At 69.3% G+C, this 26686-nt stretch carries 21 protein-coding genes and 1 pseudogene; 17 read left to right on the top strand and 5 right to left on the bottom strand.

The features are described from left to right. Window positions 1–39: 39 nt before the first annotated feature. Both FAB82_RS05505 and FAB82_RS05500 read right to left on the bottom strand, forming a co-directional pair. Window positions 40–2124 carry a 3-hydroxyacyl-CoA dehydrogenase NAD-binding domain-containing protein gene (locus FAB82_RS05505; protein WP_136533537.1) on the bottom strand — a complete coding sequence of 695 codons (2085 nt, stop codon included), beginning with the start codon at window positions 2122–2124 and terminating at the stop codon, window positions 40–42. After that, window positions 2124–3314: a thiolase family protein gene (locus FAB82_RS05500; protein ID WP_136533536.1), complete on the bottom strand. Its 1191-nt coding sequence runs from the start codon at window positions 3312–3314 to the stop codon at window positions 2124–2126. Before FAB82_RS05500 ends, FAB82_RS05505 begins: the two co-directional genes overlap by 1 nt. A gap of 136 nt (window positions 3315–3450) precedes the next feature. Here FAB82_RS05500 and FAB82_RS05495 point away from each other — a divergent pair, with 136 nt between their 5' ends. After that, the gene (locus tag FAB82_RS05495; protein ID WP_136533535.1) at window positions 3451–4509 is read left to right on the top strand and encodes a flagellar basal body-associated FliL family protein; all 1059 of its coding nucleotides are present in this window, start codon (window positions 3451–3453) and stop codon (window positions 4507–4509) included. A 19-nt stretch (window positions 4510–4528) separates the two neighbouring features. Here the strand turns inward: FAB82_RS05495 and FAB82_RS05490 are convergent, their stop codons facing one another. Next, window positions 4529–5743: a ribonuclease D gene (locus tag FAB82_RS05490; protein WP_246039453.1), complete on the bottom strand. Its 1215-nt coding sequence runs from the start codon at window positions 5741–5743 to the stop codon at window positions 4529–4531. 199 nt (window positions 5744–5942) lie between these two features. Between FAB82_RS05490 and hemE the strand changes: the two genes are divergently transcribed. The 13 genes from hemE to FAB82_RS05425 all read left to right on the top strand — a co-directional run bounded on the left by hemE (window position 5943) and on the right by FAB82_RS05425 (window position 21784). Further along, entirely contained in the window at window positions 5943–7001 is a 1059-nt protein-coding gene (gene hemE / locus FAB82_RS05485) for a uroporphyrinogen decarboxylase (RefSeq protein WP_136533533.1), read from the top strand. Beyond that, complete coding sequence (gene hemG / locus FAB82_RS05480) at window positions 6998–8398, top strand: protoporphyrinogen oxidase (RefSeq protein WP_136533532.1); 1401 nt, start codon at window positions 6998–7000, stop codon at window positions 8396–8398. The genes hemE and hemG overlap by 4 nt, the downstream gene beginning before the upstream one ends. A 14-nt stretch (window positions 8399–8412) precedes the next feature. Continuing rightward, window positions 8413–9126, top strand: coding sequence for a hydrogen peroxide-dependent heme synthase (gene hemQ, locus FAB82_RS05475; protein WP_246039452.1), 714 nt, complete (start codon window positions 8413–8415; stop codon window positions 9124–9126). Window positions 9127–9138: 12 nt separating this feature from the next. Next, complete coding sequence (locus tag FAB82_RS05470) at window positions 9139–9564, top strand: S24/S26 family peptidase (protein ID WP_136533530.1); 426 nt, start codon at window positions 9139–9141, stop codon at window positions 9562–9564. A gap of 65 nt (window positions 9565–9629) precedes the next feature. Then, entirely contained in the window at window positions 9630–11474 is a 1845-nt protein-coding gene (gene ilvD / locus FAB82_RS05465; protein ID WP_136533529.1) for a dihydroxy-acid dehydratase, read from the top strand. Between the two features lie 111 nt (window positions 11475–11585). Continuing rightward, on the top strand, window positions 11586–13184 hold the full coding sequence (locus FAB82_RS05460; RefSeq protein WP_136533528.1) for an FtsB/FtsL family cell division protein: 1599 nt from the start codon (window positions 11586–11588) through the stop codon (window positions 13182–13184). A 176-nt stretch (window positions 13185–13360) separates the two neighbouring features. Beyond that, window positions 13361–16012 (top strand): putative bifunctional diguanylate cyclase/phosphodiesterase, encoded by a 2652-nt coding sequence (locus FAB82_RS28320; RefSeq protein WP_136533527.1) that lies wholly within the window; start codon window positions 13361–13363, stop codon window positions 16010–16012. 287 nt (window positions 16013–16299) lie between these two features. Further along, a complete protein-coding gene (locus tag FAB82_RS05450) occupies window positions 16300–18162 on the top strand; it encodes an acetolactate synthase large subunit (RefSeq protein WP_136533526.1) in 1863 nt (620 codons plus the stop codon). Continuing rightward, a complete protein-coding gene (gene ilvN / locus FAB82_RS05445; RefSeq protein WP_136533525.1) occupies window positions 18163–18681 on the top strand; it encodes an acetolactate synthase small subunit in 519 nt (172 codons plus the stop codon). It begins immediately after the preceding gene. A gap of 23 nt (window positions 18682–18704) precedes the next feature. Beyond that, window positions 18705–19715 (top strand): ketol-acid reductoisomerase, encoded by a 1011-nt coding sequence (gene ilvC / locus FAB82_RS05440; protein ID WP_136533524.1) that lies wholly within the window; start codon window positions 18705–18707, stop codon window positions 19713–19715. Window positions 19716–19851: 136 nt separating this feature from the next. Continuing rightward, the gene (locus FAB82_RS05435) at window positions 19852–20106 is read left to right on the top strand and encodes a type II toxin-antitoxin system VapB family antitoxin (RefSeq protein ID WP_136533523.1); all 255 of its coding nucleotides are present in this window, start codon (window positions 19852–19854) and stop codon (window positions 20104–20106) included. Continuing rightward, the gene (locus tag FAB82_RS05430) at window positions 20103–20528 is read left to right on the top strand and encodes a type II toxin-antitoxin system VapC family toxin (protein WP_136533522.1); all 426 of its coding nucleotides are present in this window, start codon (window positions 20103–20105) and stop codon (window positions 20526–20528) included. The genes FAB82_RS05435 and FAB82_RS05430 overlap by 4 nt, the downstream gene beginning before the upstream one ends. An 8-nt stretch (window positions 20529–20536) precedes the next feature. Next, on the top strand, window positions 20537–21784 hold the full coding sequence (locus FAB82_RS05425) for an ATP-grasp domain-containing protein (protein ID WP_136533521.1): 1248 nt from the start codon (window positions 20537–20539) through the stop codon (window positions 21782–21784). 9 nt (window positions 21785–21793) lie between these two features. Here the strand turns inward: FAB82_RS05425 and FAB82_RS05420 are convergent, their stop codons facing one another. After that, window positions 21794–22405, bottom strand: a complete 612-nt coding sequence (locus FAB82_RS05420; RefSeq protein ID WP_136533520.1) for a TetR/AcrR family transcriptional regulator — start codon at window positions 22403–22405, stop codon at window positions 21794–21796. Window positions 22406–22491: 86 nt separating this feature from the next. Here FAB82_RS05420 and FAB82_RS05415 point away from each other — a divergent pair, with 86 nt between their 5' ends. Both FAB82_RS05415 and miaB read left to right on the top strand, forming a co-directional pair. Further along, on the top strand, window positions 22492–23538 hold the full coding sequence (locus tag FAB82_RS05415; protein WP_136533519.1) for an aldo/keto reductase: 1047 nt from the start codon (window positions 22492–22494) through the stop codon (window positions 23536–23538). 165 nt (window positions 23539–23703) lie between these two features. Continuing rightward, a complete protein-coding gene (gene miaB, locus FAB82_RS05410) occupies window positions 23704–25233 on the top strand; it encodes a tRNA (N6-isopentenyl adenosine(37)-C2)-methylthiotransferase MiaB (protein ID WP_136533606.1) in 1530 nt (509 codons plus the stop codon). Window positions 25234–25275: 42 nt separating this feature from the next. Here miaB and FAB82_RS28780 read toward each other — a convergent pair. Then, window positions 25276–25731 (bottom strand): annotated as a pseudogene (locus tag FAB82_RS28780) (DUF1707 and DUF4190 domain-containing protein); the annotation flags it as partial. A 117-nt stretch (window positions 25732–25848) separates the two neighbouring features. Here FAB82_RS28780 and FAB82_RS05400 point away from each other — a divergent pair. Beyond that, on the top strand, window positions 25849–26652 hold the full coding sequence (locus FAB82_RS05400) for a class I SAM-dependent methyltransferase (protein WP_136533518.1): 804 nt from the start codon (window positions 25849–25851) through the stop codon (window positions 26650–26652). Window positions 26653–26686 lie beyond the last annotated feature (34 nt).

Genomic DNA, 26686 nt, shown 5'->3' with positions numbered 1-26686 from the left:
CTGGCACAGACCAGGCTTTACGCCTGGGCCGAGCCTCGGTCAGCCCATCGCCGCGAACGGCTTACCGGACACCTCGGTCGAAATGCCCACCCGGTCGAGGTACGGCGTCAGGCCACCGAGCCAGAACGGGAAGCCCGCACCCAGGATCATCGCCAGGTCGATCTGCTGCGGACCGGGCACGACGCCCTCCTCCAGCATCAGCGCGACCTCCTCGGACAGGCCCGACAGCACCCGGTGCTCGACCTCCTCGGACGTCAAGACCTTGTCCCCGAACTCCAGCAGCGCCCGGCCGGCCTCCGTCAGGCGCCCCTTGCCCTGCTTCTCCGCATCGAACACGGGGACATCCGACTCGGCCAGGCGCCGCAGGTTCTCCGAGATCGGGAACCGCGGACCCAGGTCCTCGTTCAGGTGCGTCGTCAGGTGCGAGGCGACCTGCAGACCCACCAGCTCCAGCAGCGCGAACGGCCGCATCGGCAGGCCCAGCTTGTCGAGCGACACGTCCGCCACGTCCACCGGAGTGCCCGCGTCGACCGCGCCGGTGACCTCGGCGAGCATCCGCCCCAGCAGGCGGTTCACGATGAACGCCGGCCGGTCGGCCGAACCCACCGCGGTCTTCCTCAGCTTCTTCGCGACCGCATACGCCGTCGCGAGCGTCTCCTCGTCGGTCGAGGAGGTCGCGATGATCTCCACCAGCGGCATGACCGCCACCGGATTGAAGAAGTGCATCCCGACCAGCCGCTCCGGATGCGCCAGCTTCGACGCCATGGCGGTGATGCTCAACCCGGAGGTGTTGGTGACCAGCAGGCACTCGTCCGAGACGATCGGCTCGATCTCCCCGAACACCGCCTGCTTGACCTGCAGCTCCTCGAACACGGCCTCGATGACGAGGTCGCAGTCCGCGTACACCGACTTGTCGGCGCTGGCCGACACGAGTGCCCGCAGCTTCGCGGCCTTGAGCTTCGAGGCCCGGCCCTTCGCCTCCAGCTTGTCGATCTCGGCGCGCACGTAAGCGAGGCCCTTGGCGGCCCGGTCGGCGTCGAGGTCGGTCATGACGACCGGGACTTCGAGCCGGCGCGCGAACATGAGCGCGATCTGCCCGGCCATGAGTCCGGCCCCGACCACGCCGACCTTGCCGATCTCCTTCGCCAGCCCGGGACTCGGCGCACCGGCCGGGCGCTTGCCCAGCCTGCGCACCAGGTCGAACGCGTAGAGGCTCGTCTTGAACTCCGGAGCCATCTCGCAGTCAGCCAGGGCCTCGTCCTCGGCGAGCGAGCCGTCCTCGAACGACGCGGTCCGCGCCAGCTCCAACAGGTCGAGCGCCTTCATCGCGGCGGGGGAGGCGTTGTGGATCTTCTCGTCCACGAGCTTCCTGGCCCCGGCGATGACCATCGGCCAGCTGTCGCGGTCGATGGCGGCGCGGTCCACGCCGATCTCGTCATTGACGACGCCGACGGCCCAGGCCAGGGACTCCTCGATGAAGTCGGCGGCCTCGAACTCGACGTCGGCGATGCCCATGGGCACCAGGTCGGTCCCGCGCATCATCTTGTTCTGGTTCAGCGGGTTGCCGATGATGACCTGCGCGGCCTTCTCCGGTCCGATGAGGTTCGGCAGGATCTGCGAGCCGCCCCAGCCGGGGATGAGCCCGATGGAGACCTCCGGCAGGCCCAGGCCGACGGCGCTGGTGGAGATGGTCCGGTAGTGGCAGTGGAGCGCCAGCTCCATGCCGCCGCCGAGCGCGGTGCCGTTGACGAACGCGAACGTCGGGACCGTGGAGTCCTTGAGCCGCTTGTAGACGACGTGTCCGGCGCGGGCCATGGCCAGGCCCTGCTCGCGGGTCTCCAGCAGCGGCATCATCTTGATGTCGGCGCCGGCCAGGAAGATGAACGGCTTGCCGGTGACGGCGATGAGCCCGACGCCCTCGGCGGCCTCGACCTCGTCCAGGGCCGCCCACAGGCTCTTGAGTCCGCGGGGTCCGAACGAGTTGGGCTTGGTGTGGTCGTAGCCGTTGTCGAGCGAGATGAGCGCGGCCTTGCCGCTCAGGCCCGGTACGTCCAAGAACTGGACCTTGGACTCGGTGACGACCTCTTCGTCGAAGTCGGGAAGTTCAACGGGAAAGCTGCTCATTACTTGGCCCCCTCGAAGTTCGGGTTCTCCCAGATGACCGTGCCGCCCTGGCCGAGGCCGACGCACATGGTCGTGATGCCGTAGCGCACCTCGGGGTGCTCGGCGAACTCGCGGGACAGCTGGTTCATCAGCCGCACCCCCGAGGAGGCCAGCGGGTGGCCCATTGCGATCGCGCCGCCCCACGGGTTGACGCGCGGGTCGTCGTCGGCGATCTTGAAGTGGTCGAGGAAGGCCAGGACCTGGACGGCGAAGGCCTCGTTGATCTCGAACAGCCCGATGTCCTCGATCGAGAGCCCGGCGCGCGCCAGGGCCTTCTCGGTGGAGGGGATGGGCCCGACGCCCATCGTCTCGGGGTCGACGCCGGCGAACGCGAAGCCGACCATGGTCATGCCTACCGACAGTCCCAGCTCGGTGGCGGTCTCGGAGTCGGTGAGCAGGCAGGCGGTGGCGCCGTCGGTCAGCGGCGCGGCGGTGCCGGCGGTGACCTTGCCGTGCGGGCGGAACGGCGTCCGCAGGTTCGCGAGGCCCTCGACCGTGGTCTCGGGGCGGGGGAGCTGGTCCGCCGAGGCGACCGTCCATCCGTCCTCGGTGGACCGCGCGGCCATAGTGGTGATGTCCCCGCTGAGCTGCTCGATGTGGGCCGCGTAGCGCTGCTGGCTGCCCACGGCGTAGGCGTCGGCGCGGTCCTTGGTGATGGCCGGGAACAGGTCGTGCAGGTTCTCGGCGGTGTTGCCCATGACGAGCGCGTCGGGGTCGACCAGCTTCTCCGCGATGATGCGGGGGTTGGGGTCGACGCCTTCGCCCATGGGGTGGTTCGACATCGACTCCACGCCTCCGGCGATGGCGATGTCGTACTGGCGGGCGGCGATCGCGGAGGACACACTGGTCACCGCGGTCATCGCGCCCGCGCACATGCGGTCGATGGAGAAACCGGGGACCGAGCGCGGGAGCCCGGCCAGCAATGCGGCCGAGCGGCCCAGCGTGAGTCCCTGGTCGCCGATCTGGGTGGTCGCAGCCAGCGCCACCTCGTCGACTCGCTCAGGCGGCAGCTCCGGATTGCGGCGCAGTAGCGTCCTGATGCAGCGGATGATCATGTCGTCGGCCCGGGTCTCTTCAAAGAGTTTCCCCGCCTTGCCGAACGGAGTTCGCACTCCGTCAACGAAGACGACATCACGAATGGTGTTACTCACGCTTTGGCCCTCCTTTGGGTATGCGGCGTCACAGCAGATGTTACTCGCAAGTAGCTCCGATGTCACGAGCCGCCCCGAGCATGTCGCAATCGAACGCGGGACCCGCCCGATTCGGGCCGATCGATACGCTGTGGACATGAGCTTCCCCCCAGGCCCGTACGGCTCGAACCCCCAGCCCGATCCCTACGGCCAGCCCCCGGCACAGCAGTACCAGCAGCAGCCGGACCCCTATGGCCAACCGCCGCAGCAATACCAACCGCAGCCCGGCCCCTACGGTCAGCAGCCTCCGCAGCAGTATGGCGCCCCGATGCCGCCGCAGTACGGCGGTCCGCCGCAGACGCCTGGTCCCTACGGCGGGCCGGTGTTGCCTCAGCCGGGGAACCAGAACAAGATCGGACTGATCGCCGGCATCGTGATCGCGCTCGTGGTCCTCCTCGGCGGTGGGGGCGCCGCGGCATTCGTCCTGCTCGGGCAGGAGGAACAGGCGGACTGCGCCGTGGGCACCGAAAGCGGTGTCTATGCCTGCGTCGAACCCAGTCCGTCTGCCGACGAGGCCGAATCGGAGGACGAAGCCGGCACGGAGGAGCAGGCCAACCCGCTCGCCGCCGCCGACGCCGTCGACCTCACCGAGGGCCTCGATCCGTTCGAGCCCACCGACGACTACGTGTCGCTCACCGACGAGGAGGACGCCTGGCTGCCGGTCTATCCCGAGCCCTGGGTCGAGGTCTCCGAGGCGGACCTGAGCGGCGCGAGGCTCGGGTACCAGACGTGGGACGGCGAGGAACGCGTCGCCGGCGTCAGCTGTTACACCGCCTCCGACCGCAATATCGAGATCGCCGACTTCACCGACGACCAGGGCGTCTTCGACGCGGTCGACGGTTCCCTGCGCGACATCCGCGGCGAGGAGGCCGAGTACGAGGCCAACGGCGCGACGGCGTTCGAGCACTACCTCATCGACGGGCACGCCGCATTGACCGCCGAAGTCGTGAACGAGTGGACCAAGGGACTCGACGGCACCACCGGCGAGCAAATCGACGTCGACTGGGTCGAGGTCTGGGGATTCATCGCGATCGAACGCGGCGACGCCGACACCGTGATCTGCTCCTACGGCGAATGGATCGACGGCGCGGGCGGCACTCCCGAGTACATTGCCGAGGCCTCCGAAACCCTCCTGGGGATCCGCCTCACCGAATAGCGCTTCCGGTGATAGAGCCTCAGCCGAGGGCTTCGGCCAGGCCCTCGGCCAGCAGGTCGATCTGCCATTGCCGGGCCCCGGCCTCCGAAAGCGTGGCCCGGATGTGCTTCTCCGAGGCCTTCTTCGGCGGCTCCCACGCCAGCCCCCGCACGATCGCGGGGGTGATCAGGTTCTCCGCCGGGAGATTGTGCTGCTCGGCCACCTTGGCCACCAGCTCGCGGGCGACCGACAGCCGCTCGGCCGCGACCGGGTCCCGGTCGGCCCAGCGGTGCGTCGCCGGCGGACCGTCCTGCGGCGGGGTCGTCGAGGGCAGCTCCGTGCCCGGCACGTCGCGGGCCTCGGACAGCGCCGCCAGCCACAGCCGCGCGTTCGTCCGTCCGCCGCGCCGCCGGAATCCCGGCAGGCTCATCAGCTCGGCGAAGTCGGTGGGGTCGTTCGTCGCCGCCTCCACGATCGCCGCGTCGGGAAGGACCTTCCCCGGCGCGCGGTCCAGCTTGCGCGCCAAGCCGTCCCGGGCCTCCCACACCGCGCGGACCCGGCCCAGTGCCTTCGGCCCGCGGACCTTGTGGATGCCCGACGTGCGCCGCCACGGCTCCTTGCGGGGCTTCGGCGGACCGGCACCCCGGACGTGCTCGAACTCGGCCTCGGCCCATTCGGTCTTGCCCTGCTTCGCCAGCTCGGCCGCGAGCTTTCCGCGCATCTCGATCAACAGCTCGACGTCGAGCGCGGCGTAGACCAGCCAGTCGTGCGGCAGCGGTCGCGAGGACCAGTCGGCCGCCGAATGCTGCTTCTCCAGCCGGAAACCCAGCAGCTGCTCGGTGATCGAGGCCAGCCCGACCTTCTCGAAGTTGCACAGCCGCGCCGCCAGTTCGGTGTCGAACAGGCGGGTCGGGCGCAGCTCCAACTCCTCCAGGCACGGCAGGTCCTGGCTGGCCGCGTGCAGGATCCACTCAGGACCCGTCAGGGCGTGGCGCAGCGGTTCCAGATCGTCGATCGGGATGGGGTCGACCAGGACCGATCCGGCGCCGGCGCGGCGCAGCTGAATGAGATAGGCCCGCCCCGAATAGCGGAAACCCGAGGCCCGCTCGGTATCGATCGCGATGGGGCCCGATCCGGCCTCAAGGCGTTCGGCGGCCTCGGCCAACTCGGCCGAGGTCTGGATCAGCGGGGGCATGCCTTCGCGTGGCTCGGTGAGGAGTTCGGACGCGGGCTCGTCGGGTTGGGGATCGGTCACCTGTTCACGGTACGGCCAGGCGCCCAGCTCGCGCCACTGCCCCGCCCGTCCGGCGACCGATATCCACCCGATAGTGATCCAATCGCCTGTTTCAGGAAAGCGCATCGACGCCGCGCGCGCCACACCCGTTCCGACCGTGCGCGCCACATCGCACTCGCCGCTGCGGGCGACGGTCGAATGGGCGTGCCAAGATTGAGTCGTGTCTAGCGCTGCAACGGCAACATCGACCTCGTCCCCGTTCCTAGCGGCCTGCCGCGGTGAGGAACCCGAGCACACCCCCGTCTGGTTCATGCGCCAGGCCGGGCGCTCCCTCCCCGAATACAAGGAGGCGCGGGCCGGCACCACCATGCTGGAGGCCTGCCGCACCCCCGAGCTCGTCGCCGAGATAACGATGCAGCCGGTCCGCCGCTACAGCACCGACGCGGCCATCTTCTTCTCCGACATCGTGGTGCCCATCGCGGCAATCGGCGTCGACATCGAGATCGTCCCCGGAGTCGGCCCCGTCGTCGCCGAGCCCTTCCGCTCCGACGCCGACGCGAAGCGGCTGCGCAACCTCGACCCCTGCGACGTCGGCTACGTGACCGAGGCGATCGGCCTGCTCACCAAGGAACTCGGCAATATTCCGCTCATCGGCTTCGCCGGCGCCCCGTTCACCCTCGCCTCCTACCTCATCGAGGGCGGGCCCAGCCGCGACCACGCCAAGACCAAGGCGCTCATGCGCTCCCACCCCGACGTGTGGCACTCCATCGCCTCGCGCCTGGCCGCGATCTGCGGCGAGTTCCTCCGCGTCCAGGTCGAGGCCGGCGCGCAGGCGGTCCAGCTGTTCGACTCCTGGGCCGGGGCCCTCTCGGAGGCCGACTACCGCAGGTTCGCGCTGCCGCACTCGACCGCCGCGCTGGCCGGCGTGGCGAAGTCGGTGCCGCGCATCCACTTCGGGGTGGGCACCGGGCACCTGCTCGAGGCCATGAGCGAGACCGGCGCCGAGGTCATGGGCGTCGACTTCCGCATTCCGCTCGACGAGGCCGCCGCGCGGCTGCCGGGCAAGACCCTCCAGGGCAACCTCGATCCGGCCGCGATCCTCTCCGACGACGAGCCGCTGCTCGCCGAGACCGACGAGGTGCTGCGCGCCGGTCGAGCCGCGAAGGGCCACATCTTCAACCTGGGTCACGGCGTCCTGCCCGACTCCGACCCCGCCAAGCTGAAACTGGTCGTCGACCGGGTTCACGAGCAGTCCAGCCGCGAAGCCTCACGGCGATGAGCTGGGCGATCACTCCGGATCGGGCGGACGGCGGCCCGGCGCGGGTCCTCGTCGTCGGCGCCGGCATCACCGGTCTGGCCGCGGCGCACCGGCTCCGCGACCACCTCGGCGAGGACGCGACCATCGTCGTGGCCGAGCAGTCCTCGCGACTGGGCGGCAAGATCCGCACGGTCGACTTCGCCGGACGGGCCGTGGAGACCGGGGCCGAGTCGCTGCTGGCCGCCCGCCCCGAAGCGATCGAGCTGGCCCGCGCCGTCGGGCTCGGCGGCGACCTGGTCTATCCGGCCGGTCTCAAGCCGGGCCTGAGTCTCGGCGGTGAACTGGTCGACTTCCCGGCCGGGCACATGATGGGCATCCCCGGCGACCCGGCCGACGTGGCGGCGATCGCCGATGCGAAGGAGCTGCCCGACGACGGCATGCCGATCCTGAGGCCCGGCGCGGACATGTCCGTGGGCGAACTGGTGCGCTCGCGACTGGGCGCCGAAGTCCTCGACCGGCTGGTCGCGCCGATGCTGTCCGGCGTGTACGCCGGCGACGTCGACCGGCTGTCGCTCCGGGCGGTCATGCCGCAGCTGGCGACCGCGCTGGAACGTCACTCCAGGCTCACCGATGCCGTCACCGAGATCAAGCGGCCCGCGGGTACCGGACCGGCCAAACCGGTGTTCGCCACTGTGGATGGCGGGTTGACCCGTCTGGTCTACGCGACCTCCGCCGCGGCCCGCGCCGATGTCCGGCTCGGCATGACGGTGCGGGAACTGCGCCAGACCCCCTACGGCTGGGAGGCCGTCGCCGGTCCCGTCCCGGACCCGATGCGGCTCAAGGCCGACGCGGTCATTCTGGCCGTCCCCGCCCGCCCGGCCGCCGACCTGCTGCGCGGCGTCGAACCCCACGCCGCCGCCACCCTCTCGGGCGTCCCGTACGCCTCGGTGGCCTTGGCGGCCTTCGCGTTCGACCACATCGACCTGCCCGAGCGCTCGGGCTTCCTGACCCCCGCGTCGGGCGGTAAGACGGTGAAGGCCGCGACCTTCGCCAGCCAGAAGTGGCCGCACCTGGGCCGGCGCCGCCAGATTGTCCGCGTCTCGATGGGCCGCCTCGGCGAGGAGGCGCTGCTCCAGTACGACGACGCCACCCTGGCCAAGACCGCCCTGCGCGAACTCGGCGAGCACCTGGGCATCGCCGTGCCCGAGCCGATCGAATGGCGCATCGACCGCTGGGGCGGCGCTCTGCCGCAGTACTCGCCGGGGCACCTGACCCGCGTGGCCGCCGCCCGTGAGGCGCTGGGCAAGCGCGCCATCGCGATCGCCGGTGCCGCCGTCGACGGGGTCGGCATCGCCGCCTGCATCGCCTCCGGCCAGGCCGCCGCCGACGAGATCTCCGCACAATTGAAGTCCGAATAACGAAGGGCCGCACCGTGGCAGACCACTCGAACAATCCGAACGCGCAGCGCATCAAGGAACTGAACGACACCATCCGCTACACCCTGTGGTCGGTGTTTCGCGCGAGTGAGGCGCTGCCCTCGATTCGCCAGGACCTCGCCAGCGACACCGAGTGGTTCTTCGAGAAGCACTGCAAAGACCTGGACGTGACCGTACGAGGCACCTACGACCTCACCGGGATGCGGGCCGACGCCGACCTCATGGTGTGGTGGCACGCCGAATCTTCCGACCGGCTCCAGAAGGCCTACTCCGACTTCCGTCGCAGCGCCTTCGGGAAGCATCTCGCCCCGGTCTGGTCGAACATGGCCGTGCACCGTCCCGCCGAGTTCAACCGCAGCCACATCCCGGCGTTCCTGGCCGATGAGCGGGTGCGCGACTACCTGTGCGTCTACCCGTTCGTGCGGTCCTACGAGTGGTATCTGCTGCCCGACGAGGAGCGCCGCGACATGCTGCGCGAGCACGGGATGCAGGCGCGGGACTACCCGGACGTGCGGGCCAACACGGTGCCGTCGTTCGGCCTGGGCGACTACGAGTGGATCCTGGCGTTCGAGGCCGACGAGCTGCACCGCATCGTGGACCTGATGCGCGAGCTGCGCGCCTCGCGGGCCAGAAGGCATGTGCGCGAAGAGATCCCGTTCTACACCGGCCGCCGCCGCTCCATCACCAGCATCATCAACGACCTGCCGTAGCGACCGACGCCGATGACTTCTTCTGAGTGGCTGGCCGCGCTGGCGCTGATCGTCGGCGTGCTGCTGATGGCAGAGTCGGTGCGGCAGCTGCGGCGGCGCTGGCTCCTCGTCAGGGTCGAGGGCGTCTCGATGGAACCGGCGCTGCGCGACGGCGATGAAGTCCTCGCCAAGCGCACCCGCCGGTTCGCCACCGGCGACGTCGTGGTGGTCGCCGCCCCCGATCCGGACCTCGGCTGGGCCGAAGTCCGCAAGGCCCGCGCGCCCTGGTGGATCAAGCGCGTCGCCGCCGGTCCGGGCGAGGCGATGCCCGGCACCGGCGACCTCGTCCCGCTCGATCACTACTTCCTGCTCAGCGACAATCCGGCGGGGGAGGACTCGCGCCGCCACGGCCCTGTCCCGGCCGCCCTGATCGCCGGAACCATGCTCCGCAAGTTCTAAAACCTGAGTCAATCCTAAGGAGCGGGCAGTTGTTCCCGCGATCTGGAACGTGGCAGACTGGATCCATGCCAGCGCTACGTTCACGTACTTCAACCCACGGTCGGCAGATGGCCGGCGCTCGCGCGCTGTGGCGCGCCACCGGTATGACCGACTCTGATTTCGGCAAGCCGATCGTGGCCATCGCCAACTCGTACACGCAGTTCGTTCCCGGACACGTGCACCTCAAGGACATGGGCGACATCGTCGCCGGCGCGATCGCCGAGGCCGGCGGCGTCTCCAAGGAGTTCCACACGATCGCCGTCGACGACGGCATCGCGATGGGCCACGGGGGGATGCTCTACTCCCTCCCCAGCCGCGAGATCATCGCCGACTCGGTCGAGTACATGGTCAATGCGCACTGCGCCGACGCGCTCGTGTGCATCTCCAACTGCGACAAGATCACCCCGGGCATGCTCATGGCCGCCCTGCGCCTGAACATCCCCGTCGTCTTCGTCTCCGGCGGCCCCATGGAGGCCGGCAAGACCATCGACGACAACGGCGTGGTGACGCAGAAGCTCGACCTCATCAACCCGATGATCGCCGCCGCGAACGACGACGTCTCGGACGCGCAGCTGCTCAAGATGGAAGAGGCCGCCTGCCCCACTTGCGGTTCCTGTTCGGGCATGTTCACCGCCAACTCGATGAACTGCCTCACCGAGGCCCTCGGGCTCGCGCTGCCGGGCAACGGTTCCACCCTCGCCACCCACTCCGCCCGCCGGGACCTCTTCACCGAGGCCGGGCGCGTGGTCATGGACCTGGCCCGCCGCTACTACGACGAAGACGACTCCTCGGTCCTGCCGCGCTCGATCGCCACGCACGACGCCTTCGAGAACGCGATGGCCCTGGACGTGGCGATGGGCGGCTCCACCAACACCGTCCTGCACCTGCTCGCGGCCGCCCGCGAGGCGGGCCTCGAATTCTCCGTCTCGGACATCGACGCGGTCTCGCGCCGCGTCCCCTGCATCTCCAAGGTCGCCCCGAACTCCGAGAAGTTCCACATGGAGGACGTGCACCGCGCCGGCGGGATCCCCGCCATCCTCGGTGAGCTCCACCGGGGCGGCCTCCTCAACGACGACGTCCACTCGGTTCACTCGGCCTCGCTCGGCGAGCACCTCGCCAAGTGGGACATCCGGGGCGAGAGCCCGTCGCCCGAGGCGATCGAGCTGTTCCACGCCGCGCCCGGCAATGTCCGCACCACCGAGGCGTTCTCGACCTCGAACCGGTGGGCGAGCCTGGACACCGATGCGAAGGACGGGTGCATCCACTCGGTCGAGCACGCCTACACCGTCGACGGCGGCCTGGCGGTCCTGTTCGGCAACCTCGCCGAGGACGGCAGCGTCGTCAAGACCGCCGGCGTCCCCGAGGAGAACTGGACCTTCACCGGCCCGGCGCACGTCTTCGAGTCGCAGGACGACGCCGTGCAGGGCATCCTCGACAAGTCCGTCAAGGAGGGCGAGGTCGTCGTCATCCGCTACGAAGGCCCCAAGGGCGGTCCCGGCATGCAGGAGATGCTGTACCCGACCTCGTTCCTGAAGGGCCGCGGCCTGGGCCGCAAGTGCGCGCTCATCACCGACGGGCGCTTCTCCGGCGGCACCTCCGGTCTCTCCATCGGCCACGTCAGCCCCGAGGCCGCCGGCGGCGGCGTCATCGGGCTGGTCGAGGACGGCGACATCATCGAGATCGACATCCCGGCCCGCAGGATGGAACTCAAGGTGGACGAGGCCACCCTGGCCGAACGCCGTGTCGCCCAGGAGAAGCGCGAGCGGCCGTTCACCCCGGTGAGCCGCGACCGCGTGGTCTCGCGGGCCCTCCAGGCCTACGCCTCCATGGCCACCCCGGCCAGCGACGGAGCCATCCGCAAGGTCGATTAACAAGCGCCGCAAGGTCAAGCGGCCGGGACCCCTGTGGGGGACCCGGCCACTTGCCTCTTCAAGGCACAATGAACGGGCCCGTATCCCCTTGCCTTCGGAGTGTGCATCGCGATGACCCGTGTCAACGAGTGGTATTGGAGCGAAGGGGGCCGCGAGCGGTCCCAGATCAATGCCATCAATGAGCTGGACGCGGAGCTGTCCGCGCACGCCCGCAAGCAGAGCCGCCGACTCGACCAGACCAAGTCCGAGCTCCAGAGCGGCCTCAACCGGGTCCAGTCCACCGTCAACGACCGGATCGACACCGTCCTCGAATGGACCGAACTGCGCTTCCAGCTGCTCGAATTCGAGGAGTACATGGCGCGCAAGGAGATCCGCAAGGCCTTCCGCGCGCTCGTGGAGGGCCGCCCCACCTCCATGCCCGATGTGGACGATGTCCTCGGGTACTGGATGCCGCCCGCTGCCATGGCGGTGCTGCGGCTGATCGTTCGCGACGACGCCGCCGCGCGCGGCCAGGCACCCGCCTACCGGCCGCCCGCCGGTTCCTTCACCGACCTGACCGCGGCCCTTGAGAGCGCGCGCGAGCGCGACCCGATCCGCTCCGAACTGTTCAACCTCACCGTCGGGCTGTGCTTCGAACAGCCGGCGTTCATCGACGCGGCCGTGCTGCGCCTGGTCGGCGAGCCCGTCGAACTCGGACTCGCCAAGAGCGGCCAGGTCGCCGCCGGTTGGCGGACCCTGTGGGAGGAGATCGCCCTCGGGCGCTTCGGCCTCGCCGCCGAGGAGCAACTGGCCGATCAGCTCCGGCCGCGCTTCGAGGAGTCGATGCGCGATCAGGACCTGGCCGACTGGGACCGGTCGATCGAGCGCTTCGGCGCCGAGGAGGGTCGGGAACGGGACCGGACCGAGGCCTTCACCGCGCTCCGCGCGCACCTGGCCGAGGCCGCCGCGGTCCCGGAACCGGTCGCCGTGGACGCCGACACCGCGGTCGATCCGCGCTGGCGCCGCTATCTCCAGGAGCTCATCGAGGAACCCAGCCCCGCCGAGCTGCCGGTGGTGCAGGCGATGGAGGACCTGCACCTGCCCGAGGACGAGATGCAGCGCAGCAAGCCCACCTGGTCCGAGTCCGAGGGGACCGTCGCCGAACTGGTGCGCCGCGACCTGTTCGATCCGGAGGCGCCGATCGCCTTGCGCCGCTTGGCATTGCGGCTGGCCGGCTCGATCGTGCGCGAGCGCGTCGAACTGCTGGCCGCCGCCCCGGCCGACTCTGAGCGAATCACCCGCTCCGTCAAGCGCCGCGGCCGCACCGTCACCGTCGACTCGGGCGGCCACGATGAGAAGGAACTCGAAGTCGTCGCCGCCCGCATCACCGACGGCTTCGCCTACGAGGGGCCGACGAAGCAATTCACCCTCGTCCTGGCCGGGATCTTCGGCGCACTCACGCTGCTGTCGCTCATCGGACAAATCTGGTTCCTGGCCGTGCTCCTCGCCATCGGCGTCGTCGCCCCGATCGTGGTCTACCGCAATGCCCTGGCCAAGCACGCCGGCCGCGACAAGCTCTGCGAGGAGAAGATCGCGGAGGTCCGCGCCGAGATCGTGCGGGCCCGTAAGCAGGTACAAGCCGACGAGCGGGCGCGCGACGAGCAGATGAGCGCCGAACGCGACGCCCTGCGGGAGCTGCTGGAGGCACTGCCCGAGAGATCCCGATTCTGACCTCGGCACAGCTCGAACCATTTATCACACATCGTCAGCCGGTGGCCTCAAAATCCGAGGCACCGCAGCCAAAGAAGGTGCATAATGCTCGCCTCCGTCGGAGGCCGCGGTTGGGAATCGCTGTGCCATGGGGCATCCTGTAGGGCACGAAGCTTCCGAGGATTGGGGCTGCATACATGACGCCGACACTCCGTCGCGCCCGCCGCTGGACGGCGTGGACCGCGGCCACAGCGGTGTGGTGTTCCGTATTCGCGGCGGGAATCGCCGTCAGCGTCCGCTCCGAACCGGGCATCCTCGACCCCGACACCGCCGCGGCCCTCGGCAGCCTCGGCGCCGCCTGCGCCGGACTCCTCATGTGGCGCATCGCCGCCCGCGTCAGGGCCGGCCGGCGGACCTCCTACCGGATCATCGCCGCCGGAATCCAGGTCACCGCCTGCGGCGTCGCCACCGCCTGCTGGGTGCCGAACCCCACCGGCGCCATCCTGGCGGGCATCGGCTTCACCATCGCCATGGTCCTGTATGGACTCGCGTTGCTGCGGCTGCCCGACGAGCGCTGGGACCGCCTCGCCGTGCAGCGGCGCCTGGTCGACGGCGGCTTTGTCGGCCTGTGCCTCCTCTTCGCCGTCTGGCTCGAGTTCTCCCGACCCTGGATCAGGGCCAACCAGCCCCACGTCGACTCGGTCGACCTGTGGATCCTCGCCCCCTGGTCGCTCGCCATCGTCCTGGCCGGCGTCGGAATGACCACCACCTTCCGCCTCCATCGCTGGCGCCGCCGCCACGCCTTCGCCTACCTCGCCGTCCTGGTCGTCCACGCCACCGGACTCGCCACGCTCAGTTCCTGGCAGTGGCACCCCACCGAGGTCCGCGTCCTGTGGTTCGGAGTCGCCTGGATCGCCGCCTGCGCAGCCCTCATCGGCGTCACCTACCTGGCGCGCAGCCAGCAGCCTTCGGTCGCCAAACCCAACTACCCCTCCGTTCACTACACCGTCATGGGCGGGGCCGCCGCCCTCGCCGCCGCCGCGCTCCTCCACAATGGCGCCACCGTCGGGTCCCTCCCGCTCGACGCCGCCCTCATCGCGCTGGCCGCCGCCTCGACGCTCGGCGGGCGCCTCGTGCTCACCTACTACGACGTCCGCCGCGTCACCGGCGATGCCGCCGACCGCCACCGCAAGCTGGCCGCAATCGTAGGCGTCGCCTCCGACACTCTGCTGGTCCTCGACCCCGACCTCAAGGTCACCTGGTATCCCGAGGACTCGGCCTGGCGGCCCGTCACCGACGCCGGCCACTGCATCGGCGCCTCCTTCATCGACCTCCTCTACATCGATGACAAGCGAGGCGCCGCAGAGGATCTGCGCTCCCTGCTCGAGGGCGCCCGCGCCACCGGCAGGGTCACGCTCAACCTGCGGATCCGCGATTCGGCCCGTCGCTGGCGATACACCGAGACCGTCGTGACCGATCTGCGCGGCCAGCCCAACGTGCGCGGCCTGGTCGCCCGCATCGAGGACGTCGGCGCCCGCCGCTCCCTGGAGACCGAGCTGGCCCGCATGGCCTACACCGACCCGCTCACGGGCCTGGCCAACCGCCGCGCGCTCCTGCAGAACCTGGAGGACGGCGTCGCCGCCGAGGAGCACCAGACCGCGCTGCTGCTGCTCGACCTCGACGGGTTCAAGAACGTCAACGACACCCGCGGCCACGACTTCGGCGACGAGCTCCTGGTGGAGGTCTCCCGCCGCATCAAGGACCTGCTGGCCCCCACCGACGTGGGCGCGCGCCTCGGCGGCGACGAGTTCGCGATCCTCTTGCGAGCCAATCGTTCCGAGGCCGTCGCCACCGCCCGGGACCTGGTCGACACGCTCGCCGAGCCGTACGTGTTCCACGACGAGTCCACCGTCTTCACCACCGGCTCGGTCGGCATCGCCACCGCCACCGAGGGACTGGACGACCCCGAGATCCTGCTGCGCAATGCCGACCTCGCCCTGCGGGCCGCCAAACAGGCCGGCAAGAACCGCTACGAGACCTATGACGCCGAGTTCGACCGGAAGGTCCGCCGCCGCAACGAGCTCACCCAGGAGCTGCGCGGCGCCATCGACCGCGACGAGCTGCGCCTGGTCTACCAGCCCGTGTTCTGCCTCAAGAACCGCGCCATCATCGGGGCCGAGGCGCTGCTGCGCTGGAAGCACCCCCGCCTCGGCAATGTCAGCCCCGGCGAGTTCATCCCGGCCGCAACCGAATCGGGCCTCACCCAGGACCTCGCGGTATGGGCGGTCAATCGCGCCGCCGAGCAGCTCGCCGAGTGGCACTCCCACGGCATCCGCACCTGGATCTCCGTCAACGTCTCGGTCAAGGAGCTCCACACCCACCTGTTCGCCACCGAGGTCAACACCGCGCTCATCGCGGCCGGCGTCTCCGCGTCGCGGCTCGTACTCGAAGTCACCGAGCACGACTTCTCCCACCAGATGAACACCCTCATCGCCCAGCTGAAGGCGCTGCGCGGCGCCGGTGTGCGCATCGCCCTGGACGACTTCGGCTCCGGCTACTCCTCACTGGGGCAACTCGACCGGCTCCCGGTCGACATCATCAAGATCGACCGCGACCTCATCGCCAAGGACGACGGCGGCGTCGGCCCTCTCGCCTCCGTCACCATCGAGCTCGGCCGCCGCCTCGGCATGGAGGTCATCGCCGAGGGCGTCGAGACCGACCTCCAGCTGAACGCGATGATCGAGGCCGGGGCCCCGATGGTGCAGGGCTACCTGCTCGCCAAACCCATGCCACCTGATGAACTCACCCGCTGGCTGCGCGACTCGCCGAAGGCCATAACCGCAGCCTGAGGGCTCGTTAAGGTCTCTGTGCGACACGCCGAAACACGTCCCGTCATGTGAGAAAAGTTGACTCGCGGGCTCAAATCGTGCATGCTGGGGAACGTGCCAAAGCAGAGCTACGACATCATCGCGACCGAGGTCCTCGTGACCCCGGCGCTCGTTGTAGTACTTACTTAGCGCACCGTCGTTTCCCTGACGGTGCGCTCGCCCCGTGCGTCTAGCACGCGGGCGATTTTTTCTGCCCGGGGAACGACGCCACATGTCGAACCGTCAGCCAACCCTATTGGACAAAGGACATGAGCACACCAGTGAAGGCACCGAAGCCAGGGCCGCAGGCTGCCAAGGCTCAGCCCGCCAGGCCGAAGGCACCCAAGCCGGCACCGCCGCACGGCACCCATGTGGCCGCCCCCGTCCTCACCGGCGCCCAAGCGGTCGTCAGGGCCCTCGAAGAGCTCGAGGTCGAAGCGGTCTTCGGTATCCCGGGCGGCGCGATCCTCCCCGCCTACGACCCGCTCCTGGACTCGACCAAGGTGCGCCACATCCTCGTCCGGCACGAGCAGGGCGCGGGGCACGCCGCCCAGGGTTACGCGCTCGCCACCGGCAAGGTCGGCGTCTGCATGGCCACCTCCGGCCCCGGCGCGACCAACCTGGTCACCCCCCTGGCCGACGCCCACATGGACTCCGTCCCGATGGTCGCCATCACCGGCCAGGTCGCCAGCGCCTCCATCGGCACCGACGCCTTCCAAGAGGCCGACATCTGCGGCATCACCATGCCGATCACCAAGCACTCCTACCTGATCCGCGACGGCGCCGACATCCCGCGCGTGCTGGCCGAGGCCTTCTACGTGGCCGCGTCCGGGCGCCCCGGCCCGGTGCTGGTCGACATCCCCAAGGACATCCTCGCCGGCCCGGCCCCGTTCGTGTGGCCCCCCCGCATGGACCTGCCCGGCTACAAGCCGACGACGCAGCCCCACGGCAAGCAGATCCGCGAGGCCGCCGCGCTCATCGCCGACGCCAAGCGCCCCGTGCTCTACGTCGGCGGCGGCGTCATCAAGTCCGGCGCGCACGCCGAGCTGATGGAACTGGCCGAGCTGACCGGCGCCCCCGTGGTCACCACCCTGATGGCGCGCGGGGCCTTCCCCGACTCGCACCCGCAGCACCTGGGCATGCCCGGCATGCACGGCACCGTGCCGGCCGTCCACGCCCTGCAGAAGTCCGATCTCCTGGTGGCCCTGGGCGCCCGCTTCGACGACCGGGTCACCGGCAAGCTCTCCAGCTTCGCGCCCGACGCCAAGGTCGTCCACGTCGACATCGACCCGGCCGAGATCGGCAAGAACCGCGAGGCCGACGTGCCGATCGTCGGTGACTGCAAGGCCGCCATCTCAGCCATGACCGAGGCCTACGCCGACCCCGGCAAGGAGCGCCTGAAGACCTGGTGGGAGACCCTGGACGACCTGCGCGGGCGCTACCCGCTGGGCTTCGAGGCCCACGGGCCGGACGAGCCGCTGGCGCCCCAGCACGTCATCCAGCGCCTCGGCGAGCTCGCCGAGGAGGGCACCATCTGGACGACCGGCGTCGGCCAGCACCAGATGTGGGCCAGCCAGTTCATCACCTACGACGAGCCGGGCACGTTCCTCAACTCCGGCGGCCTCGGCACGATGGGCTTCGCGGTCCCTGCCGCGATGGGCGCCAAACTCGGCGCCATGGACCGTCCGGTGTGGGCGATCGACGGCGACGGCTGCTTCCAGATGACCAACCAGGAGCTCGCCACCTGCGCGATCGAGGGCATCCCGATCAAGGTCGCCGTCATCAACAACGGCAATCTCGGCATGGTCCGGCAGTGGCAGACGCTGTTCTACGACAAGCGCTACTCCAACACCAACCTGTCGACCCACCACTCCGAGGCCTCGCCGCGCGTCCCCGACTTCGTCAAGCTGGCCGAGGCCCTGGGCTGCGTCGGACTGCGGGCCGAGCGCCCCGAAGAGGTCGACGAGATCATCAAGCAGGCCAACGCGATCAACGATCGCCCCGTGGTGGTCGACTTCACCGTCGGCCAGGATGCGATGGTGTGGCCCATGGTCCCCGCCGGCGTCTCCAACGACGAAATCCTGTACGCACGCGACGTGCGCCCGAGCTTCGAGGACGAGGGGGAAATCTAAATGGCGAAACATACGCTCTCCGTGCTCGTCGAGAACAAACCGGGCGTGCTCGCCCGCGTCTCCGCCCTGTTCTCCAGGCGCGGCTTCAATATCGACTCCCTCGCCGTCGGCGAGACCGAGCACCCCGGCGTCTCCCGCATCACCATCGTGGTGGACGTCGAGACCGGCTTCCTGGAGCAGGTCACCAAGCAGCTCAACAAGCTCATCCACGTGCTCAAGATCGTGGAACTCGAAGCGGACGCCTCCGTGCAGCGCGAACTGCTGCTGGTGAAGGTCCGCGCCGAAGCCGCCACCCGCGGCCAGGTGATCGCCGCCGCCGAGCTGTTCAAGGCCCGGTCGGTCGACGTCACACCCGACACGGTCACCTTCGAGGTCACCGGGAACTCCGACAAGATCGAGTCGTTCCTCGAAGTGCTGGAACCGTTCGGCATCAAGGAGCTCGTCCAGTCGGGGACCGTCGCGCTCGGGCGCGGGGCCAAATCGATGGCCTCGCTCTCCCGCTACGTCACACCGAGCTAGCCAAGTAAGGAAGAAGTATCTCAATGTCCGCTGAAGTGTTCTACGACGACGATGCCGACCTCGCCCTCATCCAGGGCAAGAAGGTCGCCGTCCTCGGCTACGGCTCGCAGGGTCACGCCCACTCGCTGAGCCTCCGCGACTCCGGGGTCGACGTGGCCGTCGGGCTCCAGGAGGGTTCGAAGTCGCGGCCCAAGGCCGAGGAGGCGGGCCTGAAGGTGCTCACTCCGGCCGAGGCCGCCGCGTGGGCCGACGTCATCATGATCCTGGTCCCGGACACCGTGCAGGCCAAGCTGTACGCCGCCGAGATCGCCCCGAACCTGACCGCCGGGAACAGCCTGTTCTTCGGCCACGGGTTCAACATCCGCTACGACCTGATCCAGGCCCCGGCCGACGTCAACGTCGCCATGGTCGCCCCGAAGGGCCCGGGCCACATGGTCCGCCGCCAGTTCGTGGACGGCAAGGGCGTCCCGGCGCTCGTCGCGGTGGAGCAGGACCCGTCCGGTGACACCCAGGCGGTGGCGCTCTCCTACGCGAAGGCGATCGGCGGCACCCGCGCGGGCGTCCTGAAGACCACCTTCAAGGAGGAGACCGAGACCGACCTGTTCGGCGAGCAGGTCGTCCTGTGCGGCGGCACCGCCGAGCTCATCCGCGCCGGCTTCGAGACCCTGGTGGAGGCCGGCTACGCACCGGAGGCCGCCTACTTCGAGTGCCTGCACGAGCTCAAGCTGATCGTGGACATGATCTACGAAGGCGGCCTGACGAACATGTGGTACTCGGTGTCGGACACCGCCGAGTACGGCGGCGTCTCGCGCGGCTCGCGGATCGTCACCGACGAGACCCGCAAGGAGATGAAGCGCATCCTGGGCGAGATCCAGGACGGCACCTTCGCGAAGGAATGGGTCGCGGAGTCCGAGAAGCGCGAGAACTTCAAGAAGCTCCAAGCCGTCCAGACCGACAACCAGCTCGAAGAGGTCGGCAAGAAGATGCGCGACCTGATGCCGTGGGTTCAGCGGGAGATTACTGAAACTGCCTAGTTCGGTATAAATGCCTCAAAGGCCGGGAACTGCACGGCGGTTCCCGGCCTTCGACGTTGGCGGTCGCGGCTTGGATCGGAAACTCGGCGTGGCGATCATCTTCTAGATTTCTATACCTAGAGGTAGAATGGCAGCCATGGCACTGAGTATCAAAAGTCCGGCGGCCGATCAACTCGCTCGTGAGCTTGTCGCGGCTACCGGGGAGTCCCTGACAGAAGCCGTGGAAACGGCGATCCGGGAACGGTTGGATCGGCAAGTTCATGGCGTTCGTTCTCGGCGCATCCATCACCGACTGGACGCGCTCCGCACCGAGCTGCGGGCTTTGCCCGTCGTCGACGCCCGCGCGGCCGATGACATCATCGGCTACGACGAGGACGGCCTGCCAGCGTGACCGCCGCTGACTACTTCGTCGTGGACACTTCGGCGGTTGTCGCCATCCTGAGCGACGAGCCCGGTGCCGACTGGCTGGCCGATACGCTCGCGCAGGCGACTGCGGCGGTCATGCCCGCGGCGACTTACCTTGAACTCGGCATGGTCCTGGAATCCCGCTTCGGACCGCCCGGAACCGGAGCCGCTGCTCGGTTCGTTCGTGACGCCGAAATCGAGATCGTCGATGTCACCGTCAGCGCCGCTGAACGGGCTCTCGAAGGGTGGCGCAGATTCGGCAAGGGACGGCATCGAGCCAAATTGGACTTCGGTGACTGCATCGTCTACGGTGTCGCCGCCGAACTCGACCGGCCGATCCTGTGCGTTGGTGAAGACTTCGTCCACACCAACATCGCTGTCCTGCGGCCGTCGCCGGAGAACGCCTAAGGAGCGTCATGAGCAGACCCACAATTGTCCTGGTGTACCAGCGGCTTTCGCTGCCTTGGGTGTTCGAGGGCGCGCGGCGCGCCGGCATCGACATCGTGCTCATTCCCCGTCGTGACGAGGAGATCGACCCCGCCCGGCTGCCCGAAGCGGTGGTCGAGGTGCTGCGGCTCGACCTGAGCGATCGGACGGCCGCCCTCGCCGAGCTGCGTCGCCGCCACCGCGAGGCCCCGTTCGACGGCATCACCACGCTCTGCGACCCGGAGGTTCCGTTCGTCGCGGAGGTCGCCGAGGCGCTCGGCCTGCCGGGGATCGGCAGCGGGACAGCGCAAGCGGCGCAGGACAAGCGGGTGATGCGCGAGCGGCTGGCCGCGGCCGGGCTCAACGTTCCCGGCTTTGTGCGCCTCGATGGCCCGGACTCCGAGACCGACGCGTCCGCGTTGACATTCCCGGTCGTCGTCAAACCCGCGCGGGGCTTCTCCAGCCTCGGCGTGGTGCGGGTCGATCGTCCCGGCGACCTTTCGGACGCGCTGGCCGAGGTGCGGCGGATCTGCCGCACCAATCTCGGCCGCGCCGAGGACCTGATCGTGGAGGAGTACCTCGACGGCCCCGAATACGCCGTCGAGTCGCTCGCCTATCGCGGCGAGGTCCGGGTGCTCAGCATCGGCTACAAGGGCGAGCCGACCGGTCCTTACTTCGAGGAGACCGTCTACCGCGCCCCCGCCGCGCTGCCCGAGGCCACGGTGGACGCGATCGAGCGGGAGGTCGTCGCCGCCCACGCCGCGATCGGGCTGACCGACGGGCCCGCCCACACCGAACTGCGGCTTCGAGAAGGCAAGCGGCCCTTCCTGCTCGAGATGGGCGCACGGGTCGGAGGCTCGGGCGTCTCCCACCACATCGTCGCGGGCGCCGTCGGCGCCGACCTGGCGGCCGATGCGCTCCGCATCGCCGTCGGCCGCGAGCCCGAGCGCACCACGACGGTGGCGGCCGGGGCGGCGGCGAACTACATCGTGCCGTGCGGGGGTTCGGGGCGCATCACGGCCATCCACGGCCTTGATGAGCTGCGGGACCACCCGTCCGTCGACCACCTCGTGCAGATCCTCCACCCCGGGGACGTGGTTCGGCCGTACCCGGACTTCACCGGCTATCCGGCGTTCGTCCTCTCCACGCACCGCTCGACGGCCGAGGCCGAGCAGTTCCACCGGCACCTGGACGAGTCGATCCGGATCGACTACGCGCCCGAGGGGGCGGAAAGCTAAAACCCGGACTCAGGCGACGAAGACGCCCGCCTTCGCGGCGGCCACCGCGACCAGTACGGCGCGGTCGGCCGCCGCCTCGTCGAGCGGGTCCCCGCTGGCCAGGAGGCGGTAGTACAGGGGCGCGGAGACGGCCCGGATCACCTCGTGCGGGTCGGTCCCGGCCGGGATCTCGCCGCGTGTGACCGCGGCTTCCACGCACGGCGCCCACTCGTCCAGACGGACCCGGTAGAAGCGGTGCAGTGCGGTGGCGGTCTGCTCGTCGCAGGTGGCGGCCGCGATGAGCGCCTTGAACAGCGGCCCCTGCCGGGTATCGGTCAGGGTCCCCAGAACCAGGCGGGCGAAGGCGGTGAGGTCGCCGTCCAGCGATCCGGTCTCGGTGCGCGGCAGGGAGTCCGCGGCCATCTCGCCGAGCATGTCGGCCACCAGTCCGGGGACGGTGCCCCAGCGGCGGTAGAGGGTCGTCTTCCCGACCTCGGCGCGACGCGCGATCTCGGCCAGGTCGAGCCGATCGAAGCCGTCCTCGGCAAGGGCGTCCCCGGCGGCCCGCAGGACCGCTTCGCGGACGCGGGCGGTCCGGCCACCGGGGCGGACGGTGCCGGGTTCGGACGACGACTCATTCATAACGGGACTCCAGTTGCGTTAACGATGGACCGGTGTTAGTGTAATCCACGTATTAACGGAACTGTAGATCCTTTAAGGGGTTCATCATGGAATACCGCAGACTCGGCTCCTCCGGCCTCCACGTCCCGGCCCTCAGCTTCGGAGCGGGCACCTTCGGCGGCAAGGGCGCGCTGTTCAGCGCCTGGGGCGACACCGGCGTCGAGCAGGCCCGGCGCATGGTCGACATCGCCATCGACGCGGGCGTGAACATGTTCGACTCGGCCGACGTCTACTCCGACGGAGCCTCCGAGGAAATGCTCGGCGAGGCGATCAAGGGCCGCCGGGACGAAGTCCTGATCTCCACCAAGGCGAGCCTGCCGATGGGGGAGGGGCCGAACCGGGCCGGCTCGGGCCGCGCCTATCTCATCGGCGCCGTGGACGATGCCCTGCGGCGGCTCGGCACGGATTACATCGACCTGTTCCAACTGCACGCCTTCGACGCCGGAACCCCGGTGGAGGAGACCGTCCGGGCCCTGGACGACCTGGTGAAGGCGGGCAAGATCCGCTACACCGGAGTATCGAACTTCGCCGGATGGCAGCTGATGAAGTCGCTGGCCGCCGCGGACGAGCACGGCTGGAACCGCTACGTGGCCAACCAGGTCTACTACTCGCTCGTCGGCCGGGACTACGAGTGGGAGCTCATGCCGCTGGGCCACGACCAAGGCGTCGGGGCGGTGGTGTGGAGCCCGCTGGGCTGGGGCCGCCTGACCGGCAAGATCCGCCGCGGCCGGCCGCTCCCGGAAGGAAGTCGCCTGCACGAGACCGCGCAGTGGGGCCCGCCCGTCGAGGACGAGCGCCTGTACAACGTGGTCGACGCCCTGGACGAGATCGCCGAACAGACCGGGAAGACGCTGCCGCAGATCGCCCTGAACTGGATCCTGCAAAGGCCCACGGTCGCCTCGGTCATCATCGGGGCCAGGAACGAGGAGCAGCTGAAGCAGAACCTGGGAGCGGTCGGCTGGAACCTGACCTCCGAACAGGTCGCGGCCCTGGACAAGGCCAGCGGCAAGGTCCCGCCGTACCCGTACTACCCCTACGAGAACCAGGAGGGCTTCAACCGCCTCAACCCGCCGCTGACCCCCTCCGGCCTCTAACGGCGCGAGTGTTCACCGGGGCCGGTCCGTCGATAGGACCGGCCCCGAACCGCGCCGATCGGCAGGCCGCCCCCCGCCTCGCGGGCGGGCCGAACCCGGTCCCCAGCCCCCGCCGGCCCACGGGCCGATTCCCGGGGTCCGACGGTGACGGGGGTCGCGTCTATCCTGGAAGGCGTGGCTCAGCAAGGTGTGAAGACGTATCAGGTCAAGACCTACGGATGTCAGATGAACGTCCACGACTCCGAGCGGATCGGCGGTCTCCTCGAGGAGGCCGGCTATATCCCCGTTCAGGGGACGGACGCGCCCGACCTCGTCGTGTTCAACACCTGTGCCGTCCGCGAGAACGCCGACAATAAGCTCTACGGCAACCTCAGCCACCTCGCCCCCGCCAAGGCCGCCAACCCCGACATGCAGATCGCCGTCGGCGGCTGCCTCGCCCAGAAGGACCGCGGTGAGATCACCAAGCGCGCGCCCTGGGTCGACGCCGTCTTCGGCACCCACAACATCGGCTCCCTCCCGGTCCTGCTCGACCGCGCCCGCCACAATAAGGCCGCCGAGGTCGAGATCCTCGAATCCCTCGAGACCTTCCCCTCCGCCCTGCCGACCAAGCGCGACTCGACCTATTCGGGCTGGGTATCGATCTCCGTGGGCTGCAACAACACCTGCACGTTCTGCATCGTCCCGTCGCTGCGCGGCAAGGAGAAGGACCGCCGCCCCGGCGAAATCCTCGCCGAGGTCCAGGCCCTGGTCGACGAGGGCGTCTCCGAGGTGACCCTGCTGGGCCAGAACGTCAACACCTACGGCGTCGAGTTCGGCGACAAGCTCGCCTTCGGCAAGCTCCTGCGCGCCTGCGGCGAGATCGACGGCCTCGAGCGCGTGCGCTTCACCAGCCCCCACCCCAAGAACTTCACCGACGACGTCATCGCCGCCATGGCCGAGACCCCGAACGTCTGCCACCAGCTGCACATGCCGCTCCAGTCCGGATCCGACAAGGTGCTCAAGGAGATGCGCCGCTCCTACCGCTCCAAGGCGTATCTGGAGATCATCGACAAGGTCCGCGCGGCCATGCCCGACGCGGCCATCACCACCGACATCATCGTCGGCTTCCCGGGCGAGACCGAGGAGGACTTCCAGGCCACCCTCGACGTCGTCGAGGCCTCCCGCTTCTCCTCCGCCTTTACGTTCCAGTACTCGATTCGCCCCGGCACCCCCGCCGCGACGATGGAGAACCAGATCCCCAAGGCCGTCGTCCAGGAACGCTACGAGCGCCTGGTCGAACTCCAGGAGCGCGTCTCCTGGGAGGAGAACCGGAAGCTCGAAGGCACCGACGTCGAAGTCCTGGTGACCGTCGGCGACGGCCGTAAGGACGCCGCGACCGGCCGCCTCTCGGGCCGCGCCCGCGACGGCCGCCTGGTCCACTTCGCCGTGACGCCGAGCGAAAAGGACGCCGTCGGCAATGCCGAGGGCATCCGCCCCGGCGACGTCATCACCACCAAGGTCACCTACGGCGCCCCGCACCACCTGGTCGCCGATGAGCGGGTCCTGACCCACCGCAAGACCAAGGCCGGCGACGCCTGGCAGGCCGGCAAGGCCACCAAGCTCCCCGGCGTCAGCCTCGGCATGCCGTCGATCGGACGCAAGGCCGAGCCGAAGGCCGAAGCGACGACCGAGGCCCCCGGCTGCGCCTGCGGCTAACCACCAGAAGATCGAGCTGATCACGATGAGCGTGATCCACACCGGAATGCTGATCGAACCGAGGATTATCCCGGCCAACGCGCTCGACCTATTGTCGGCCTGACCCTTGTTGACCTTGTCGATCCCGATGGCGCCCAGGACGATCGCAATGATCGAGAACGGGAAGAAATTCACCACCGACAGCAGCCCGCACACCAGCGCCCCGGTCCCATAGCCGTTCGAATACGGCTGTTCGAGAGGCTGCACCGCGGGCGGCACTGGAGCCGGGGGCGACGATTGCGGCTCAGCGGCTTCCGGCACGGCGAGGGCCGCACCGGGCAAGTCCTCCAGCAACCGGTTGAGATCGTCATAGGTGATGGCCTCGTAGACCGCGCGAGTGCGCTCGTCGAACTCGCCCAAGTTGATCCGGCCTGAGTCGAGCGAGCTCTGCAATTGGGCGACGACCGCCTCACGCTCGTCGTTGGAGACGCGAAGCGAGGAGGGATCCGGCTGGGACATGGCGGCATTCCTACGGGTGCAAAGGGGGTGTGCCCGAGGGGCCGGAGGCCCTCCGGGAGCTTTCCCCTCAGTGTACGGGTATCCCTGGTGCTCCCATTCGTGCCAGAATGTGTGGCTATGGCAGCGGAACTGAGCCCGCAGGAGCGGCGCGACCTGATGTACGGCGAGCACGATCTCAGCTCGCTGGCGATCTTCTCCGGTTCATTCATCAACTACGGGTACTGGTTCGGCGCCGATCCCGACCGGCCGATCACCCTCGCCGAACGCACCGAGAGCCAGGCCGAGATGTACCGGCAGATCACCGCCCGGCTCGAACCGGGGCCGGGGAACCGCCTGCTCGAACTCGGCAGCGGCCTCGGCGTCGGTGCGGCCCTGGTCGCCCGCGAGATCGGCGCGACCGTCGCGGGCCTGGACCGCTCGGACGACCAGCTCGCGCGCGCCGCCGAGACGAACGCCGCCGCGCTGGCAGAGCCCGACGCACGCCTCTCGTTCCACAAGGGATCGGTCACCGACATCCCTTGGCCCGGTGGCTCCTTCGACGGCGTGTACGCCATCGAAATGCTCCAGCACGTGGACGACCTGGCCGCCACCGCCCGCGAGATCCACCGCGTCCTGAAGCCCGGGGGCCGCTTCGCCACCGCCACCTTCTTCGCCCCCCAGGCGCAAGAAGCGCCGCTGGCGGACCTGCTCGAAACCGTCGAATCCGGCATCGACCTGATCCGCCCGGTGGGGGAGTTCGTTGGGGACCTCGAGGCCGCAGGATTGACGGACGTCGAGGTCACCTCGATCGGCGAACACGTGTGGCCGTACATGGACCGCTGGCTGTCCCAGACCGAATTCGCCGACACCTGGGGCCGTAACTGGTTGCGCTGCTACGAAAACGGATGGATCGACTACTACCTCGTCACCGCCCGCCGCTGAGCGGGTGCCAACACCAGAGCAGCCCCCGCAAACG

This window comes from Glycomyces buryatensis (assembly GCF_004912275.1).
Lineage (GTDB): Bacteria > Actinomycetota > Actinomycetes > Mycobacteriales > Micromonosporaceae > Glycomyces > Glycomyces buryatensis.
This window is presented reverse-complemented; position numbering and strand designations above follow the sequence as displayed.

What these genes read in the sequence shown, in the direction of transcription:
- FAB82_RS05505 (WP_136533537.1), bottom strand. Translation starts at nt 2,124, where the DNA reads ATGAGCAGCTTTCCCGTTGAACTTCCCGACTTCGACGAAGAGGTCGTC.
- FAB82_RS05495 (WP_136533535.1), top strand. Translation starts at nt 3,451, where the DNA reads ATGAGCTTCCCCCCAGGCCCGTACGGCTCGAACCCCCAGCCCGATCCC.
- hemG (WP_136533532.1), top strand. Translation starts at nt 6,998, where the DNA reads ATGAGCTGGGCGATCACTCCGGATCGGGCGGACGGCGGCCCGGCGCGG.
- FAB82_RS05470 (WP_136533530.1), top strand. Translation starts at nt 9,139, where the DNA reads ATGACTTCTTCTGAGTGGCTGGCCGCGCTGGCGCTGATCGTCGGCGTG.
- ilvD (WP_136533529.1), top strand. Translation starts at nt 9,630, where the DNA reads ATGCCAGCGCTACGTTCACGTACTTCAACCCACGGTCGGCAGATGGCC.
- FAB82_RS05460 (WP_136533528.1), top strand. Translation starts at nt 11,586, where the DNA reads ATGACCCGTGTCAACGAGTGGTATTGGAGCGAAGGGGGCCGCGAGCGG.
- FAB82_RS28320 (WP_136533527.1), top strand. Translation starts at nt 13,361, where the DNA reads ATGACGCCGACACTCCGTCGCGCCCGCCGCTGGACGGCGTGGACCGCG.
- FAB82_RS05450 (WP_136533526.1), top strand. Translation starts at nt 16,300, where the DNA reads ATGAGCACACCAGTGAAGGCACCGAAGCCAGGGCCGCAGGCTGCCAAG.
- ilvN (WP_136533525.1), top strand. Translation starts at nt 18,163, where the DNA reads ATGGCGAAACATACGCTCTCCGTGCTCGTCGAGAACAAACCGGGCGTG.
- ilvC (WP_136533524.1), top strand. Translation starts at nt 18,705, where the DNA reads ATGTCCGCTGAAGTGTTCTACGACGACGATGCCGACCTCGCCCTCATC.
- FAB82_RS05435 (WP_136533523.1), top strand. Translation starts at nt 19,852, where the DNA reads ATGGCACTGAGTATCAAAAGTCCGGCGGCCGATCAACTCGCTCGTGAG.
- FAB82_RS05425 (WP_136533521.1), top strand. Translation starts at nt 20,537, where the DNA reads ATGAGCAGACCCACAATTGTCCTGGTGTACCAGCGGCTTTCGCTGCCT.
- FAB82_RS05420 (WP_136533520.1), bottom strand. Translation starts at nt 22,405, where the DNA reads ATGAATGAGTCGTCGTCCGAACCCGGCACCGTCCGCCCCGGTGGCCGG.
- FAB82_RS05415 (WP_136533519.1), top strand. Translation starts at nt 22,492, where the DNA reads ATGGAATACCGCAGACTCGGCTCCTCCGGCCTCCACGTCCCGGCCCTC.
- FAB82_RS05400 (WP_136533518.1), top strand. Translation starts at nt 25,849, where the DNA reads ATGGCAGCGGAACTGAGCCCGCAGGAGCGGCGCGACCTGATGTACGGC.